Source organism: Acetobacterium tundrae, from assembly GCF_008086615.1.
Lineage (GTDB): Bacteria > Bacillota > Clostridia > Eubacteriales > Eubacteriaceae > Acetobacterium > Acetobacterium tundrae.
The window spans coordinates 98,343-116,994 of record NZ_RXYB01000001.1; the positions used below are offsets into that span (position 1 = coordinate 98,343).

At 44.2% G+C, this 18,652-nt stretch carries 14 protein-coding genes; 11 read left to right on the plus strand and 3 right to left on the minus strand.

What is annotated here, in order from left to right:
* The first annotated feature begins 15 nt into the window (after nucleotides 1-15).
* The 10 genes from FZC40_RS00450 to dpaL all read left to right on the plus strand — a co-directional run bounded on the left by FZC40_RS00450 (nucleotide 16) and on the right by dpaL (nucleotide 13,703).
* Complete coding sequence (locus FZC40_RS00450) at nucleotides 16-1,707, plus strand: selenate reductase (RefSeq protein ID WP_148601982.1); 1,692 nt, start codon at nucleotides 16-18, stop codon at nucleotides 1,705-1,707.
* The gene (gene hydA / locus FZC40_RS00455; protein ID WP_148601983.1) at nucleotides 1,704-3,053 is read left to right on the plus strand and encodes a dihydropyrimidinase; all 1,350 of its coding nucleotides are present in this window, start codon (nucleotides 1,704-1,706) and stop codon (nucleotides 3,051-3,053) included. Before FZC40_RS00450 ends, hydA begins: the two co-directional genes overlap by 4 nt.
* A gap of 11 nt (nucleotides 3,054-3,064) precedes the next feature.
* Nucleotides 3,065-5,617: a selenium-dependent xanthine dehydrogenase gene (xdh, locus tag FZC40_RS00460; protein ID WP_148601984.1), complete on the plus strand. Its 2,553-nt coding sequence runs from the start codon at nucleotides 3,065-3,067 to the stop codon at nucleotides 5,615-5,617.
* 62 nt (nucleotides 5,618-5,679) lie between these two features.
* Nucleotides 5,680-7,041, plus strand: coding sequence for a uracil-xanthine permease family protein (locus FZC40_RS00465; protein WP_148601985.1), 1,362 nt, complete (start codon nucleotides 5,680-5,682; stop codon nucleotides 7,039-7,041).
* Nucleotides 7,042-7,099: 58 nt separating this feature from the next.
* Complete coding sequence (locus tag FZC40_RS00470; RefSeq protein ID WP_186843625.1) at nucleotides 7,100-7,690, plus strand: nucleotidyltransferase family protein; 591 nt, start codon at nucleotides 7,100-7,102, stop codon at nucleotides 7,688-7,690.
* 270 nt (nucleotides 7,691-7,960) lie between these two features.
* Nucleotides 7,961-9,151 (plus strand): knotted carbamoyltransferase YgeW, encoded by a 1,191-nt coding sequence (gene ygeW, locus FZC40_RS00475; protein WP_148601987.1) that lies wholly within the window; start codon nucleotides 7,961-7,963, stop codon nucleotides 9,149-9,151.
* Between the two features lie 102 nt (nucleotides 9,152-9,253).
* Nucleotides 9,254-10,453: a YgeY family selenium metabolism-linked hydrolase gene (locus tag FZC40_RS00480; RefSeq protein WP_148602170.1), complete on the plus strand. Its 1,200-nt coding sequence runs from the start codon at nucleotides 9,254-9,256 to the stop codon at nucleotides 10,451-10,453.
* 215 nt (nucleotides 10,454-10,668) lie between these two features.
* On the plus strand, nucleotides 10,669-11,601 hold the full coding sequence (gene arcC, locus FZC40_RS00485) for a carbamate kinase (protein ID WP_148601988.1): 933 nt from the start codon (nucleotides 10,669-10,671) through the stop codon (nucleotides 11,599-11,601).
* 141 nt (nucleotides 11,602-11,742) lie between these two features.
* Entirely contained in the window at nucleotides 11,743-12,441 is a 699-nt protein-coding gene (locus FZC40_RS00490; protein WP_148601989.1) for a helix-turn-helix transcriptional regulator, read from the plus strand.
* Nucleotides 12,442-12,473: 32 nt separating this feature from the next.
* Complete coding sequence (gene dpaL / locus FZC40_RS00495) at nucleotides 12,474-13,703, plus strand: diaminopropionate ammonia-lyase (protein WP_148601990.1); 1,230 nt, start codon at nucleotides 12,474-12,476, stop codon at nucleotides 13,701-13,703.
* Between the two features lie 62 nt (nucleotides 13,704-13,765).
* On the opposite strand, the gene FZC40_RS00500 is transcribed toward dpaL, so the two are convergent.
* Nucleotides 13,766-14,107: a peptidase dimerization domain-containing protein gene (locus FZC40_RS00500; RefSeq protein ID WP_186843624.1), complete on the minus strand. Its 342-nt coding sequence runs from the start codon at nucleotides 14,105-14,107 to the stop codon at nucleotides 13,766-13,768.
* The gene (locus tag FZC40_RS00505) at nucleotides 14,100-15,275 is read right to left on the minus strand and encodes a M20 family metallopeptidase (protein ID WP_148601992.1); all 1,176 of its coding nucleotides are present in this window, start codon (nucleotides 15,273-15,275) and stop codon (nucleotides 14,100-14,102) included. Before FZC40_RS00505 ends, FZC40_RS00500 begins: the two co-directional genes overlap by 8 nt.
* Before the next feature lie 126 nt (nucleotides 15,276-15,401).
* Here FZC40_RS00505 and yqeB point away from each other — a divergent pair, with 126 nt between their 5' ends.
* A complete protein-coding gene (gene yqeB, locus FZC40_RS00510; protein ID WP_148601993.1) occupies nucleotides 15,402-16,244 on the plus strand; it encodes a selenium-dependent molybdenum cofactor biosynthesis protein YqeB in 843 nt (280 codons plus the stop codon).
* 2,016 nt (nucleotides 16,245-18,260) lie between these two features.
* Here yqeB and FZC40_RS16990 read toward each other — a convergent pair.
* Nucleotides 18,261-18,413, minus strand: coding sequence for a hypothetical protein (locus tag FZC40_RS16990; RefSeq protein ID WP_186843623.1), 153 nt, complete (start codon nucleotides 18,411-18,413; stop codon nucleotides 18,261-18,263).
* Between the last annotated feature and the right edge of the window lie 239 nt (nucleotides 18,414-18,652).

The window sequence follows — 18,652 nt, forward strand, 5'->3', positions numbered from 1 at the left end:
ATTAGGAGAAAAAATATGAGCGATGTAATGAATGCAATCCCTTTTGGTCGGTTGATGAACCACATTTTAGAAGAATACCGGCTTCATCATACCATTTTCAATGTTTCAAAAATAATTGACTGTACCGCCAATCAGCAGCTTTCCATAATGGGAAGTCAAATCGAGAACCCCATTGGACCTGCAGCCGGACCGCATACCCAGCTGGCGCAGAACATTGTCGCCTGTTATGCGGCCGGGGGACGATTCTTTGAGTTGAAAACGATACAACAGATATATGGCGAAGATCTGGGCATTCCTCGTCCCTGCATTAACTCCAGAGACGAGGCCTATAATGTCGAATGGTCGGCTGAATATTCTGCTGATAAGGCAATGGAAGAATACATCAAAGCCTGGTATGCACTAAAATTGATCAGCAGGGAATTTGGATTAGGCGATCCGGACGCATTTGTTTTCAACATGAGTGTTGGATACAATCTTGAAGGAATTAAGTCTAAAACGGTGGATGACTTTATCGAAGGCTTGAAAAATGCCGGGAATACGTCGATCTGGGCAGAATGCGAAGCATGGTCTTTAAATAACCTGGCCAGATTCAAAAATATTGACGCCGCTTATGTCGGCCAAATCCCAAGCCAGGTATCCCAATCGGTAACCCTTTCAACGATGCACGGGTGCCCGGCGGACGAAATAGAAGCGATTACCAGTTATTTAATTGAAGAAAAGCGCTTATATACCTGTGTGAAATGCAATCCGACTTTGCTGGGTTATGAGCTGGTACGAAAAACACTGGACAAAATGGGTTATGACTATATTGCGGTGGATGATCAACAGTTCAAGGTTGATCTTCAGTTTAACCAGGCGGTATCGATGCTGTCACGCCTTCAGAATAAGGCCAAAGCAATCGGTCTGGATTTTGGGGTCAAGCTATCCAATACCTTGCCGGTGAAAGTAAACAACAATGAGCTGCCAGGGGAACAGATGTATATGTCAGGTAAATCCCTGTACCCCTTAACCATTATGGTGGCAGAAAAAATTTCGGAAGCCTTTGACGGAAAAATGCTGATTTCCTACAGCGGCGGTGTTGACAAAGATAATGTTGCGGAAATCTTTCAATGCGGTATCTGGCCGATTACGGTATGCACTGTTCTTTTAAAAGGGCTGGGTCTGGATCAGATGGCAGTGATTTCTGAAAAACTGTCCGGCTTTTCATCGAGCGAAGAACGGCTTACGGATATAAAAAGCGTCAAAGACATCGTTGGCAATGTGACCACAGATAAACATTACATCAAAAGTGAGGCGGCCCGTAAAAAATACAATGAATCCCCTGGTTTCACCAATCAGCGCGATGACAGTATTTACTGTAAAGCCTTATGCAAAAACTGCGTTCGTGCCTGTCCCAACAGAGCAAACGAAATCGTCGAGCTTGTGGATACCAAACTCATTGTTCACATTGATGGAAGCTGTAATGAATGCGGCAATTGTGCCTGCAACTGCGTTGAGCCTTGTCAACCCTATCTGGATCGACTGACTTTCTTCGACAGTGGAGCTGATTTCCATCAAAGCAAAAACCAGGGATTCTGTCAGCTGGGCGATCAATGGCTGGTTCGCTGGGAAAACACAGAAAGTCAGATGGAATTTGACAGCCTTCCGGAAACGCTAAAAGGAGTTGTGGGTGCATTTAATGAACAGCATCCATACTATTTAATATGATTATCATTAAAAATGGGGATCTTGTCTCAGACGCGGTCACCCAGGGAGATATTGCGGTAGACGGGAATAAGATCGTTCGCATTGCTTCGCATATTGAACCAACAGAAGACGATCGGGTTGTGGATGCATCAGGCTGTTATGTTTTTCCGGGGTTTATTGATGCCCACACCCATTTCGCAATGAAAAACGCCATGACAACAACCGCGGATGATTTTCAATCCGGCACGAAGGCGGCGGTTCTCGGCGGAACGACAACCATCATTAATTTTGCTTCACCCTCTGAAACCGGCTCACTGGTTGAAGGATTCAATGAATCCCTAGCGAAGGCTCAGGGCGTTTCCAGCTGCAACTACCGTTTTCATATGGAAATCACCCATTTTGATAAAAAGGTGGAAACCGAAATAAAAGCGATGAAACAGCTTGGAGTGACTTCCTTTAAAGTCTATCTGGCCTATGGGTTTCGTTTAATGGATGATGATATTTACCGCAGTCTGGAAGCCGTGAAGGCGGTTGGCGGCGTACTGGGCGCGCATTGTGAGAATGGTTATCTCATTGATGTGCTTACCGAAAAATGCCGGATCCGGGGTGAATTGTCACCTGCCTCTCACCCTCTGTGCCATACGGCTGAAATTGAGGCAGAGGCCATCAACCGGCTGGCGACGATTGGAAAAATGGTGGATTATCCGGTCCATGTGGTTCATTTGAGTTCTCAAGCAGGGCTTGAAGAAATCAGACAAGCAAGAGCATCCGGCATACAGATAACGGTTGAAACCTGTCCGCAATATCTGCTGCTGGACGATTCCTGTTATCACTTGCCGGGGTTTGAGTCGGCAAAATTCATGTTTTCACCACCAGCTCGGAGTCGGGCAGATCAGATTGCTTTACGTCAGGCCGTTGTGAATGGCGAAATTCAGACGATTGCAACGGATCATTGCAGTTATAATTTTGACGGACAGAAGACACTGGGACGCGATGATTTTACCAAGGTCCCCAATGGCATTCCCGGTGTGCAACAGCGTGTGTCTTTGATGTATACTCTGTTTCATGAAACCGAAGGCCTGGGTCCGGTTCAGCTGGTACGACTGTTAAGTGAAAATCCGGCCAGGCTCTATGGCCTGTATCCTCAAAAGGGGGTACTGGCAGTGGGCAGCGATGCCGACTTGGTGATCTACAAAAAAGACGGTGAATCGGTCATTAAAGCAGAGAACCAGGCTGAGAATGTGGACTACACCCCTTATGAGGGCTTTAAGGTAAATGGTTGTGTCAAGGATGTCTTCCTGAATGGTGACCAGGTTGTTGTAAACGATAAGCTTATTGTGAAAAACAACGGTGTTTATGCGAAATAAGGAGAAAAACAATGTATCAGATTAAAGTTAATGGAAAGATGTACGAATCTGAAAAAGATACGGTACTTCTGGATTTTCTGAGAGATGAACTGCATCTGACCGGTACAAAAGATGGCTGCAGCGAAGGCGCCTGTGGGGCTTGCACCGTTATCATTGACGGCCGGAAAACAAAAATCTGTGTTGGTAAGTTATCCAAATATGAAGGCAAGACGGTGGTAACAATTGAAGGTTTGTCCCAGTATGAAAAGGATGTTTATGTGTATGCCTTCGGTGAAGCCGGAGCCGTTCAATGCGGTTTCTGTATCCCGGGGATGGTCATGAGTGCAAAATCCTTGCTGGATGAAAACCTGAATCCGACTCCTGATGAAGTGAAAGCTGCAATCCACGGCAATATCTGCCGATGCACCGGTTATGTCAAGATCGAAGAGGCAATCATGCTTGCCGCCAAGTTGTTCAGAGAAGATCTGCCGATTCCTAAAAAAATTGAAGCGGCCGGTATCGGAAAACGGGTTCACCGGGTTGATGCAAAAGAAAAGGTTCTTGGAACCGGCCAGTATGTGGATGACGTTGTGGTAGCAGGTATGATTTATGCAAAAGCCCTCCGAACAAAATATCCCCGGGCCCGGGTGGAAAAAATTGATATTTCAAAGGCCAAGGCTCACCCGGATTGTGTTGAGGTTTTACTGGCTGAGGATGTGCCTTATAATAAAACCGGCCATATTGTTCCAGACTGGGATGTGCTGATTCCCAAGGGCGACATCACCCGATATATCGGCGATGCCCTGGCCCTTGTTGCAACCAGGCATAAAGAAACCCTTGATGAGGTTTTGAGTTTGATTGAAGTGGCATATACCGAGCTGGTACCAATGTTGTCGCCAGAAGAGGCGTTAAAACCGGATGCACCGAAGATTCATGAAAAAGGAAATATTCTTGATGTAGAGGAAGTAAATCGCGGGAATGTGGATGCGGCGATTGCCAATTCAAAATATGTGGTAACCCGGCATTATTCCACTCCACAAACGGACCATGCCTTTATGGAACCGGAATGTGCCATTGCGATTCCCGAAGGGGACGATCATTATATGCTGTTAACCGGATCCCAGGGAATCTATGACGAACAGCATGAGGTTTCCCGGATGCTGAAACTGCCGGCTGAAAATATCCGCAGTCAAAGCAAACTCGTCGGGGGCGGATTTGGCGGAAAAGAGGATATGAGTGTTCAGCATCATGCGGCGTTAATGGCCTGGAAAACAGGTAAGCCGGTGAAAGTGCAGTTCTCGCGACAGGAAAGTCTGAATATCCATGTGAAACGTCATGCCATGGAAATGGATATCACAACCGCCTGTGATGAGGAAGGGAATCTCACTGCCAGCAAGGTTGTCATCGTCTCGGACTGTGGTGCTTATGCTTCGTTAGGCGGACCGGTTCTGCAACGAGCATGCACCCACTCCGGCGGACCCTATCATTACGATAATTTCGCCGTTAAAGGGACCTGCGTCTATACCAATAACGTTCCTGGTGGTGCCTTCCGTGGCTTTGGAGTAACCCAAAGCGCCTTTGCACAGGAAGTAAACATTGATCTGCTTGCGGAAATGGCGGGAATGGATCCCTGGGCATTCCGTTATAAAAATGCCATCCGTTCCGGGGAATCATTGCCAAACGGTCAGATCGCCGGTGACGAAACGGCCATGGTTGAGTGCCTAGAGGCGGTTAAGGATGCTTATTACAGCAGCCCCCGGACGGGTTTGGGTGTTTGCATGAAAAACAGTGGCATCGGTGTTGGTTTGCCGGATATCGGTAGAATGAAGCTGGTGGTCATTGATGGCATCGTTCATATCCGCACATCGGCGGCCTGCATCGGTCAGGGAATCGGCACGGTGGTGCTGCAGATTCTCTGTGAAACAACCGGACTGAAATACGATCAGGTATTTGTTGAAGCACCCGATACATTATTGACACCGGATTCTGGCACAACCACTGCATCGCGTCAGACCCTGTTTACCGGTGAGGCAACCCGTCTGGCAGGTCTGAAATTAAACGAAGCTTTAAAGGAAGATTCACTTGAAGAACTCAATGGCCAGGAATTCTATGCCGAATATTTTGGACAGACAGATCCCATGGGTTCGGATAAACCCCATCCCGTCAGCCATATCGCTTACGGATATGCGGCAGGGGTGGCGAAAATTGGGGACGACATGAAGATCAGCAAATTTACTGCGGCCTATGATGTCGGTCAGATCATCAATCCTCAGGCTTGTGAAGGTCAGGGTGAAGGCGGAATTCTAATGGGTATGGGCTTTGCTGTAACAGAAGATTTTATCATGGATAAAGGTTATGTAAAAAGCAAGTATGGAACATTGGGTCTGCTTCGTGCAAAACAACGCCCGGAACTCCAGGTGAAGCTGGTTGAAAAGGCAAACAAGCAGGGTCTGGCGTATGGTGCAAAAGGGGTTGGCGAAATCAGCAGTATTCCCGCTGCACCGGCCATTGCAAATGCCTACCGTCGTATCGATGGTGAAGAAAGACTGTCACTGCCGATTCAGCATACCGCTTATAAAAAGTAAGCGGTTAGAGAAACGTTTAATAAAGCATTTCAAAAATAACTACTTTCTAAGGAGAAAAAATTATGAACCAGGAAATTAAGGATAAAAGACAATTGATTTATGAGCTTGATGGAAAACCGCCTCTGGGAACAGCAATTCCCTTAGGGCTGCAGCACGTGCTCGCCATGTTTGTCGGTAACGTAACTCCGGTCATTATTATATCGGGTGCTTTGCATCTCCCGTTGGAGCAGACAGCATTTCTGATACAGTGCGCCATGTTTGTTGCAGGTATCGCTTCATTGATCCAGGCTTATCCAATCGGACCTGTCGGAGCAAGATTGCCAATTATTATGGGTACCAGTTTTGGATTCCTGGCAGTGTGTCTGTCAATAGCCGAAAGATACGGGCTGCCTGGCGTTTTAGGTGCTGCCTTGGTAGGTGGTGTATTTCAGATATTTCTGGGTTTTAGTCTTAAATACATCAGAAAATTTTTCCCGTCGATCGTCACCGGAGTTGTGCTGATCACAATAGGTGTGTCACTTATCGGAACAGGAATGAAATACTTCGCCGGTGGTGTTGGTGCCAATGACTTCGGATCATGGCAGAACATTCTGCTTGGAACCATAGTCATTATAACCATCATAGGGGTGCAGTATTTTACTAAGGGACTTGCAAGCAAATCATCAATTCTGATCGGTCTTATTGTTGGCTATATCGTTGCGATACCGCTCGGAAAAATAAGCTTTGATTCAATCGCTGCAGCAAGCTGGGTATCATTACCAATACCGATGCAGTTTGGATTTGAATTCCATCTGGATGCCATCATAGCAATTTGTGTCATCTACATTGTTTCCACTATCGAAACGGTTGGGAATGTCTGCGGTATCACTGCCGGGGGAATCGGAAGACCTGCTACCGAAAAGGAAATTTCCGGATCTGTCATGGCTGACGGTATTGCTTCCATCTTCGCGGCATTCTTCAATGTTCTGCCAAGCACATCATACGGACAGAATGTTGGCATAATTACGATGACTAAGGTTGTCAACAGATTCACGATTGCTACCGGAGCCATATTCCTGATCATCTGCGGACTGTTCCCTAAAATCGGATCAGTGATCGCGTTAATGCCACCCAGTGTTTTAGGAGGCGCCGCTGTTATGATGTTCACCATGTTGATCGTAAGCGGAGTAAACCAGGTTACAGAACAGCCGCTGAAGGGCAGAAATGCAACAATTCTGGCAGCATCGCTTGGTTTAGGCGTAGGATTTGCACTTGTTCCAACGGCAGCACAGTACTTCGATCCAACCGTAAAGATGTTATTTGAAGGTTCTGGCGTTGCAATAGCAGCTGCAGTTGCGGTATTCCTTAACATAATCCTGCCTCAAGACAAACCGGATGTTAAGAAAGAAGAATTGCAATCTGCAGAACCTGTTGATGCACGGTAGCGTACACTAATTCTTCAGGATGTTTCTGTAAAAGATAGAAATGAAGGAGGTGATGGTGGTGAGATTCTTAAGAGTGATTATCATGGCCTCGGGTTTGAGCAGACGCTTTGGCACAAATAAGCTTTTTGCTCCAGTGAATGGGCAGCCGATGTATTGTTCTGTTTTGAATAATGTCAGTACTTTCTTCAAAAATCATCCCGATGCGGGCATCGGCATTGTTGTTTCAGCTTATGAAGAAATTCTTCGGGAAGCCGATCAACTGGGTCTGACAGCTATTGACAATGCTAATCCTGAAGAAGGCCAAGCCAATTCAATCAAAATCGGATTGGCTTGGCCTTTAAAAGATGATTTTGTGAAGCATGAAGCGGCTGTTTTCTTGACAGCCGATCAGCCATGGTTAAGACCTGAAACATTATCCGATTTTATGTTGGCGGCAAGATCAACACCGGCTGGTTTTCTGTGTGCATCTGCTAAAGAGGTATCAGGCAGTCCGGTAAGTTTCGATCAGAAATATTATCCTGAACTCTTTGATTTAACAGGAGACGGCGGTGGAAAAGCCGTTATGAAAAGGCATCTTGAGGATGTTGACTATTTTGATATCAATAGCAACGAATTAAGGGATGTTGATGTTCCCCAGGATATCGTTTAACCGAAAAAAATAGTAAACGTTAAACATCCCGGTATGAATGGAGAATTGGGTCATAACGATCAGGTCATTATGATACTTAATTTAAAAAAAAGTTTGCAAAATTCTCTTGACTTTATTGAGCAATGAGAGTATATTATTGGTAAGTGATAAATATCTATCACTTACCAATAATTAGTTATCACATTTTAAGTTTTGTGTTAAAGCTAACCTCACAGTTGCCAGATGAGTTCAGAAAAAAAATATAATATTTATATTAAAGGAGAAAACACAATGGATTTCAAAGATTATTTAGAGGAGCTGGGAAAGCTCGAATGCAAGGATTTATTTCAGAATGATTTTTTTCTCACATGGGATAAGTCAGATGATGAATTAAAAGCGATCTTCACTGTTGCTGATGCTCTTAGAGAACTGCGGGTAAACAATAAGAGTGCGAAAATTTTTGATTCAGGCTTAGGAATTTCATTATTCCGCGATAATTCCACACGTACGCGTTTCTCATTTACTTCAGCTTGTAATCTTCTTGGTCTTGAAGTTCAGGATCTTGACGAAGCAAAATCACAACAAGCCCATGGCGAAACCGTTAAGGAAACAGCCAATATGATTTCTTTCATGGCTGATGTTGTGGGAATTCGTGATGACATGTACATCGGCAAAGGCCATACCTATCAGAAAGACTTTGCTGATTATGTCAAAGAAGGCCACGAGGACGGCGTTCTTGAACAACGACCAACCATTGTCAATCTTCAATGCGATATTGATCATCCCACACAGAGTATGTCCGATGCCTTACATATCATCCATGAAATGGGCGGCCTCGAAAACATCAAGGGCAAAAAAATTGCAATGACTTGGGCATACTCACCATCTTACGGAAAACCGCTTTCAGTGCCCCAGGGAATTATTGGGTTATTAACCCGTTTAGGAGCAGAAGTAGTACTGGCGCATCCAGAAGGCTATGAAGTCATGGGAGAAGTTGAAGAAATCGCCAACAAAAATGCACAAGCATCAGGCGGATCGTTCAAGAGAACAAACGATATGGCCGAAGCGTTTAAGAATGCCGACATCGTTTACCCAAAAAGCTGGGCACCATTTGCTGCTATGGAAAAAAGAACCGAATTTTACGGAGACGGCAAATTTGATGAAATAGACAAATTGGAAAAAGAATTGCTGGCCCAGAATGCACAACATAAAGACTGGACATGCACCGAAGAATTAATGGCCACTACCAAAGCGGGAAAAGCGCTTTACATGCATTGTCTGCCAGCTGATATCACCGGCGTAAGCTGTGATGAAGGCGAAGTTGAAGCAAGCGTATTTGATCGATACAGAGTGCCTTTGTACAAGGAAGCAAGTTACAAACCTTATGTTATTGCGGCAATGATCTTCATGCAGAAAATCAAAAATCCAAAAGATAAATTACAGGAACTTTGGGATAAAGATCAAAGCAGAATCAACGAATAGTTAACACTCAGTGTGTAAAACAATAATCGGTTGATGCTTCGAAGTTTCGAAAATACCTGAATATTATAATAAATGGAGGATAAAAGAATGACAAAAACAAAGATAGATTTTGATGAAGTAAAAAAAGCAGCTGAAGGTTACCGTGCTGATATGACCAAGTTCCTTCGGGATCTGGTAAAACTTTACGGTGAAAGCTGTAACGAAAAGGATAAAGTTTACCGGATTAAAGAAGAAATGGAAAAACTGGGTTTTGATAAAACAATGGTTGATCCATTGGGAAATATCCTTGGTTTTATGGGCACCGGAAAAGAACTCATTGCTTACGATGCCCATATCGATACGGTTGGTATCGGCGAACTTTCAAACTGGGATTTCGATCCCTGTGAAGGTTTTGAAGATGATGTGAATATCGGCGGACGTGGTACTTCCGATCAACTTGGCGGTATCGTCAGTGCTGTCTATGGCGCTAAGATCATGAAAGATCGGGGACTTCTTAATGATAAATATCAGGTATTGGTTACCGGTACCGTTCAGGAAGAAGACTGCGATGGCATGTGCTGGTTATACATCATTGAAAAAGACGGTATCAAACCAAAATTTGTTATTTCAACTGAACCAACCGACGGCCGGATCCATCGGGGCCAGCGTGGCCGGATGGAAATCCGTGTTGAAGTTAAAGGGGTTTCCTGTCATGGTTCGGCTCCAGAACGTGGCGACAATGCTATTTATAAGATGGCTGATATCCTTCAGGAAGTCAGAGACCTTAACAACGACCTTGCCGATGATGCGTTTTTAGGAAAAGGAACCCTGGCTGTTTCTGAAATATTCTATACCTCTCCTTCCAGATGTGCTGTGGCAGATGGCTGTGCCATTTCTATTGACCGTCGTATGACGGTTGGTGAAAGCTACGAAAGCTGTATCAAAGAAATTGCTGATCTTCCAAGCTGTAAGAAATACAACGCAGAAGTGACAATGTACAAATATAATCGTCCATCCTGGACCGGTGAAGTTTATGAACAGGATTGCTTCTTCCCAACCTGGGTACTTCCCGAAGAAGCTCCTGAAACGCAAGCATTGGCAGAAGCATTCAGAAGTCTCTATGAAGAACCGGTTATTGACAAATGGACTTTCTCAACTAATGGGGTTGCCATTATGGGACGTCACAATATCCCAGTCGTAGGTCTTGGACCGGGTAAAGAAGCTCAGGCTCATGCTCCAAACGAAATCACATGGAAAGATGATCTTGTGAAATGTGCGGCCATTTACAGTGTGCTGCCAACCATTTACACCGAAAATGAATAGTCAGAACTAAGAAAATTAATAGTAGGACAAAATTTGCAAGGCTGATTTTTCATAGAGTTTGTGCATAAGTTCGGGCAAGTACAGCCGGTTCGACTTGATGCAGACAGTGATCATATCGGCCTTGAAATTTTGGCACGACTATCCTCTTGAGAAACTCATAAGGCCTGATTGTAATGGCTTATGAGTTGCTCGATAAATTAAAAAGGAGTTCAATAATGGGAAAACGTATTTTAATCTCACTCGGTGGCAACGCCCTGGGTACTGATTTTAACGGACTTATCGAAACCGTCGGCATTGTTGCTAAGCCAATTGCCGATCTGATCGAAAAGGGTTATGAAATTGTTATTTGTCATGGAAATGGCCCACAGGTCGGGATGCTGAAAACATCAATTGATTATGGAAACAGGGAAAGCCGTCAGAAAATAATGCCGCTTTCTGAATGTGTGGCAATGAGCCAAAGTTATATTGGGTATCACCTGCAGAATGCGATTCAGAATCAACTGCGTAAAAACGGGATTGATAAACCGGTTGTAACCGTCATCACACGGGCTCTGGTAGATAAAAACGATCCACGTTTCCAAAACCCGACAAAACCGGTTGGGGCTTTCTTTACCAGAGCAGAAGCCGATGAATTGGAAAAAACGGGCAAAGTGATGATCGAAGATTCCGGTCGCGGCTACCGTGAAGTGGTTCCTTCACCGATGCCGAAAGCGATTTTAGAAAAAGATTCAATCAACGCATTAATTGCTTCCGGATCCGTTGTTATTGCCGGCGGTGGCGGTGGAATTCCCATCTATGAAGAAGATAAATGGTATCGTGCCGTCGATGCGGTTATCGATAAGGATTGGGTCTCGGTGATGATTGCGGCCGATGCTTCCTGTGACAGTCTGGTTATCTTGACCGGCGTTGAAAAAGTTGCGGTTCATTTCAATCAGCCTGATGAAAAATGGCTGGATCAGCTAACAGTAAGCCAGGCAGAAAAATTTGCCAACGAAGGCGAATTTCCCGAAGGCTCGATGCTTCCTAAAATAAAGGCAGCGATCGAATTCACAACTTCTGCACCAGGTAGAAAAACATTGATTACATCTCTTTATAAATTGGAAGAGGGACTTGAAGGAAAAACAGGAACCTGGCTTATTAACGACTAACGATGGTTTTCATGATAGCTGAATAGTGGTTTCTATTGGTAATCCGTTGATTTTATGAAAGCGGTAGTGTATATTTATACGATAGACGTTTAAAATAGAAATTAATTATTTAGTAAAACGAATGAAATAACGAGGTAGACCATGACAAAAGTTGCAAAAGAATTAAAAAAATATATTCCTTTTGTGGATTTTTTAGGAAAAACCCTGGGCGAAAACTATGAGGTTTTTCTTTACGATCTCACCGGTCCGGAACATCCAATTATCGCCATTGCCAACGGCCATTTAAGCGGGCGTAAAGTTGGCTTTCTGATGAAGGATGTCATGATTAAAATGTTGCAAAAAGAAAAAGAAAATAACGAAGATAATGATGATTTCCTGATTCGGCATGATGCGATTGGTAGGGACGGCAGACGTTTCAAATCTTCAACCGTACTGATCCGAAATGATTACGGGGAACCGATCGGAGCTTTGTGTGTTAATTTTAATATGGAACCAATGATCGCCACGCAAGAATTTTTTGAAAGCATTGGCGCGGAAACAACGAACTTGCGAAATTTAGATATCAACAAGGTCATTTTTGCCGGCGAAGTTTTTTCAGATGGCAATTCAGGTTCAATGGAATCGATGTATGAACATTTTATTGATAAGAACCCTGATGTCGTTTTAAGCAGACCTCAGGATCGTCAGAAAATCGTTTCAGAAATGTATAAAGATGGCTTCTTCCAGTTAAGAGGCGCCGTTTCATTTTGTGCTGAAAAATTTGAGATCAGTGAACCGAGCGTATACCGTTATGTAGCCCGGGCTAAAAGTGAAAGCGAAGAACAGGAAAATATCTCATGAAATTAAAATAAAGATAAAGGAAATGATAAATTATGAAAGATGGATTTTATATCACTGATATTCCAAAGGCCAAAGAAAGTTCAGACGTTAAAGCGTTTTTAAGCGTGGATCATGGCAAAAATGTTATCGACTACCATCGGAGCTTCCCAGCTTATCAGGAAACACCACTGGCCGATCTTAAAGAACTGGCAAAGAAACTGGGTCTGGCAGGAATGTATGTTAAGGATGAATCTTATCGTTTTGGATTAAATGCCTTTAAAGTGCTTGGTGGAAGCTATAGCATCGGTCAGTGGATGGCTCAGAAGCTGGGCATCAAAGAAAATGAACTGACTTATGAAAAACTGACGGATCCGGAAACAAAGAAGAAACTCGGCGATTTAACCTTTGTAACAGCAACTGACGGAAATCATGGCCGAGGGGTTGCCTGGACCGCACGGGAATTGGGACAGAAATCAGTTGTTTATATGCCAAAGGGCAGTGCTGAGGAACGTCTGAATAACATTCGTGCCGAAGGTGCAGAAGCATCCATTACGGATATGAACTATGATGAAGCAGTTCGTCTGGCCAATAAAATGGGCGATGAAAAAGGTTGGATCATGGTTCAGGATACGGCATGGGAAGGTTATGAAGAAATTCCCCGATGGATCATGCAGGGATATGCAACAATGGCTTTTGAAGCGACTGAACAGCTTGGCGATGACGTTCCGACCCATGTATTTCTTCAGGCTGGGGTGGGCAGCTTAGCCGGCGCGGTTTCAGGTCTGCTGACAAACTACTATGGCGATCAAAAACCGATCATTACCATCGTCGAACCGAATAAAGCCGATTGCATTTATAAAACAGCGGAAGCCAAAGACAATAAACTGCACTTTGTTACTGGCGATATGGACACAATCATGGCCGGCCTGGCTTGCGGCGAACCCAACCAGATTGGTTGGGACGTTATTACCGAATGCGACGAATACGCTGTTTCATGTCCGGACTGGGTAGCAGCAGAAGGTATGCGTGTATTAGGAAATACGGTTGGAACTGATCCAAAAGTTATTTCAGGAGAAAGCGGCGCGGTTACAGCCGGTCTTGTTGCTACAGTGATGACACGACCTGATTTAAAATGGCTTAAAGATGAACTGAAGTTAGATAAAAATTCAAAAGTACTATGTTTCAGCACTGAAGGTGATACCGATCGACAGAATTACCGGAGAATTGTTTGGGATGGTTATTGCTCAAGCGATGCGCAAGCAACCGGTACTTACGAAAAATAAGCATTTCTAAGTAAAAAAACTCCCTTCAAGAAGCCTCTTCTTTTCGGGAGTTTTTTATTAATTTATCGGATCAGCTCAAGGGTGCCGGTTGTTCCCGGTGCTTCCCTAAGCCCGTCGGCCAGTGCTCCGGAAAGAAGTTCCTCTGCTTTAGCAGCAGTCAGAAAAGATCCGGATAAGCCAACCCTGATGGTGCAGTTCTCAGCCATGACATTGACACTGTCACCGCCATTTATGGAATTAAACGTTACATTGCCCTGCGCAATTGCCGGCATTTGTGCTTTGATAAACCGGATGGTTTCGGCAGCGGCAATGATTGAATCGGCTCCCAGCCAGGGCGTGGAACCGTGGACTCGGATTCCCTGGATGGTCATTTCATAGGTGTAGCGTTTGATGGCTTTATTCATGATCGTTCCTCGTTTTCTGTCCAAGTACCATTTGTCTGGCAAGATGCCGGGAGACGGCGCACACTTCCAGAACGGAAGCACAGTCGACCCATTCATTGGCAATATGAAGGGTACTGCCTTTGGGGCCATAAGACATGGTGTTTCGGTTGCCTGTTACCGCGGCCACAACAGCCGTATCGGTATACCCGGTAAAAACTTCGGTATCCGGCAGCTTTCCAGTTAGGTCAAAAACAACCTCTTTCAGGGCATGCAATAACAGTGAATCAGGATTCATTTCGACAAAGGGTTTTTGAGTGATGATATGGTAGCGGCTCTCAATACCTGGCATTTTTTCCTTTATTTTCGAAAAGATATGTTCAATGCATTCAATCGCCTTTTCAGGGGTCAGGGGCGGGGACAGCCGCATATCCAATGTGACGGTACAGGTTTTTAAGGTTCCGCCGGCTTTCTCATCGTTTCTTATTTTTCCGAAGCAGACGGTGCTTGGTCCGAAAGTCGGGTTCACCGGCAGTGATTTGAGTTCACAGCGGATTTGGTGGATGGTTTCGGCCATGCCATAAATGACATCTGAAACACCGCTTGAACTGATCAGTTCAAGATCAAAAAATATTTTGCCCTTGTGTGCCTGCCAGATGACACCACCGGAAGGTTCGTGGTCAAGAACATAACTGTTGGCTGTAATATAGCCGCTGTTAACGGCCTGAAGGCTGCCTTGCATATTGTTGCCTTCCTCATCGGCGGAGGCAATAAAGATGTAATTGCGTACCGGCGGAATGTCTTTTTCCTGGGCATATCTAACAGTATCCCGAAAAGCGATCATTCCAGCAGCCAGGCCTGATTTCATATCCGCAGAACCCCGGCCGTAAAGCCGGCTGTTTTTGAAAACCGGCATAAAGGGATCGGTGTCCCAACCTTCGCCGCTTTGTACGACATCCATGTGATTGATGTTGACGTAGGCAGGGTCTTTGATAACTCCTTCAAGGATACAGACAACGTTGAACCGGCCGGGAGCGATGGCATCCTTTATTACCGGAAGTCCGGTTTCAAAAGTCAGCCAGTCGGCAATAAAGTCACCTGTTTGCTTTTCGAATTTACCGGGGTTGGTACTGTCGATTGAAATAAGCTGGGCAGTCAGTTTTAGAGTTTCATCATTATCATTGAGCAACATAGTTAAACCTTCTTTTTCATATATTAATAAAAGTTTATCATAGTTTGTCTATTCCTGCATCATTATTGAAAAAGAAATGCGGGCATCAAAGGTTGTGAGATTAAAAACCAGAAAGGATGCGTTACGATGGATAATCAAAAAAAGCCTCTTGTTATTGTACGAGGAGCCGGAGATATTGCTACCGGCGTGATTCAAAAACTGCTTCGGGCAGGTATCGACGTTATTGCCTGTGAAACCGTCAAGCCCTCTGCGATACGCCGATATGTCGCTTTATGTGAGGCGGTTTATGAAGGACGATGGCAGGTGGAAGATATCATCGGTATCAAAGCAATGAATTTAGATCACTGCAAACAGATTATGGCGTTGAATCATCAGCAAAATAAACCAGAGAAAACATATCAGATTCCCATAATGATCGATCCTCAGCTGGATCTCCTGAAACAGATAAAGCCGGATGTACTGATCGACGCCATTTTAGCTAAAAAGAATCTGGGCACCCGGATGGATATGGCTTCCGGTACGATTGCTTTGGGACCCGGTTTCTCAGCCGGAGAAGATGTTCAGATTGTTATTGAAACCATGCGGGGACATGATCTTGGCCGTCTTGTTTTCGACGGACCGACGATTCCAAACACAGGGGATCCCGGTATTATCGGCGGATATGGAAAAGAACGGGTTATTCGTGCCCCGGCAGCAGGCGCTTTTTATGGCATTCATAAAATTACAGATGTAGTCGATCAAGGTGAGATCGTTGGCAAAATCGGCGATGTATACGTAACGGCCGGTATCACTGGTGCTATCCGGGGGATGATACGAGACGGATACATGGTGACGAAAGGCTTCAAAATTGCGGATATCGATCCGCGTCGGGATCAGCAGAAAAACTGCTTTCTGATTTCTGACAAAGCTCGGACAATTGGTGGTGCTGCCCTGGAAGCGGTGATGATGCTTCTTGCTGCAGCAAAGTAATAAAGCCAAAAACGGCCTGTGAGAATATAAAAATGAAACGTGGTGCAGAAGGGATAGAGTCAAGCGGTGTACGCCCTGAGTTCTATGGTGTCGCCTCTATGATTGCTGGATGTCCTATTCGATATCACAGATAGAAAAAATTCAGAAGAATCAATTCATTATTTAAGCTTTTACGACCAACTTACCGGAATCCATAATCGTTGCCGTACTTTCGAGAGCTGCCTCTAGGGATCTGTACCACCTTTGAATATTAACAATTTGATTGCAAACTTGGATCTGGATAAAAATTAATCTTTATTTACAAAACTCTTTACAGATTCATTAACACGGCTTAATGCCCGGGGCTTTTTTGTTACCCAGTTTTACTGCTTACAGATTCTGCGCATGCCTCCGCTGTCGTTTCTCTATCGCTGCGTCCGGGCTAAATTTATTGCAGGCGTGGCGTTTTCGTCCTGACCTGCTACTAGAGCGAGCGGCTTAGGTACGATACAGGCTTCGGGCCGCCTGGTCTCCGCCGTCTAAACCAAGACGATCCGTACTGCATAGTCGAAAACCGTTCGCTCATAGAGCAGTACAGTACAAGTACTCTACACTCGCCCCAATTTGTGTTGTATACGAGCTTGAAGTTGTAAAATAAAAATGGGTTCTATGTTATAAAAATAAGACCAATATCAAATTTGACTATAAGGTTTGACCTCTACCTCCTCGCCCGGCTTAACTCCCGGGGCGGGTCTTTGACAGTTGAATAAAGGAAAAATCCCCAGAAACTGCATTAATGTTCTCAGGGCTTTTTTCTTGACGATATTTACTTCATGCAGGACCGTCGGCGTTGTACCGCGCTTCTGAATTGTTAAATAAAACAGAACAGAAGTTTTTAATCGAAAAAAATCGGTACCAACACAGGGGTCCTAAACAGAAAAGGCCCCATTTATTGGTTGTTAATTTTTCTTGGCTTTTAAGGAATAAAGGGCTATTTTCCCAGACGTAAAGATCGAATGCTTAGTCGGTAATTTGTGACATCATTGCTGACACAAATTGCGTGCTATGATATGTATATATTGACCTCATCCCACACCTTCGGCTTAACGCCAGGTTTTTTTTCTTACCTGGGCCTTACTGTCTGCTGGTCTTGCGCTATGGACTTCGCTGACGCTTTGCCTAAGACTAACGTTATACTTGTCGTCTGCGACTTCGTTCTGCCGGGCTGGCAGGTCGTTAGGCGTTGGCAGTTACAGTTAAGCGGTCGCCGTGGCCAGAAGCGTTAAGCGTGGCTAGGGCGCGATGTCTTGCGGTTGGTAGAGCTGGGCACGTAAGTAAGAAGCTGGTCGTTTATTGGCATGGTGGGGTTTCTTCAACGGTGCCGAGATTTGCAGGCAGTATGGTAATTAACGAACAAAGCCTCTGTCAACTTTTGATAAAAAGCTGACGGAGGCGAGGTAAAAAGATACTCTAAATTAGCCAAATATTAGCCAAATGGCAACGCAAAACTAACGGCTTTTGATCGTTTGATGGTATGCGAAAATGGTATAGGCAAGCCATTCTATAAGAGCCTGAAACATTATTTTAAACCCGAGAGGCCGTGGGCTCGAATCCCGCCGGGCACACCATTTTTCGCATAGCAAAGCCATTTATAAGGCAACTTATAAATGGCTTTTTTTAATATTTAACCGAATTTTAACCGATAGGCAGAGCATTTCGTTTTTGAACTGGATGATAGTATTCATCATTATTTGAGGATGTTTTAATTTTAGACTTTTCTAATTCATGGGCAGGCTCCCAGCATAAAGCCAATATTGTAATGATTTAGCAGTCTTGATTTAGTGTAGATTAAATACAAGTAAAAGTGCAGGATTTTTTGAATGCGTCAATACAAAGGTCAGCCCGAATGTTGTCGGTCATCTTGAATTCAGGAATAGTATCGTCATAATAATCCGCCAGATAAAGCTTTCTTTCTTTACAGGGAATTTCAGTTATATCGGTTAGCCATTTTTGATTGGGGGCTCTCGTTGTAAAATCCTATTTAATCAGATTTTCCGACTTTTGTGCTTCAGCGTCGGCTTTCGTAATGCCATTCGGCTTGCTTTGCATGTAGATCATCCTTAAACTCCCGTGATAGTTTTGGTATAGTCGAAGATAATTATTAGATGCACCGAACACCGTAATTCGCATTTTTCTCAGCTTCCTGTATTAATTATTTAAAAACAATAAAAAGGGTTACAGTTGCTGCTGTAGCCTTTTTTTATTGTTTTATAAGCGCATACAATATATTCTTTGCAAAATAAAGATAATAAAATTTAAATTATAAAATTAATTGCTGAAAACATGTCAAGCAAGATAATACATGAATAATTTAATAAATAATTCATGTAGACAAAACGCGACAATACCTGTATCATTTAGCAAAACAG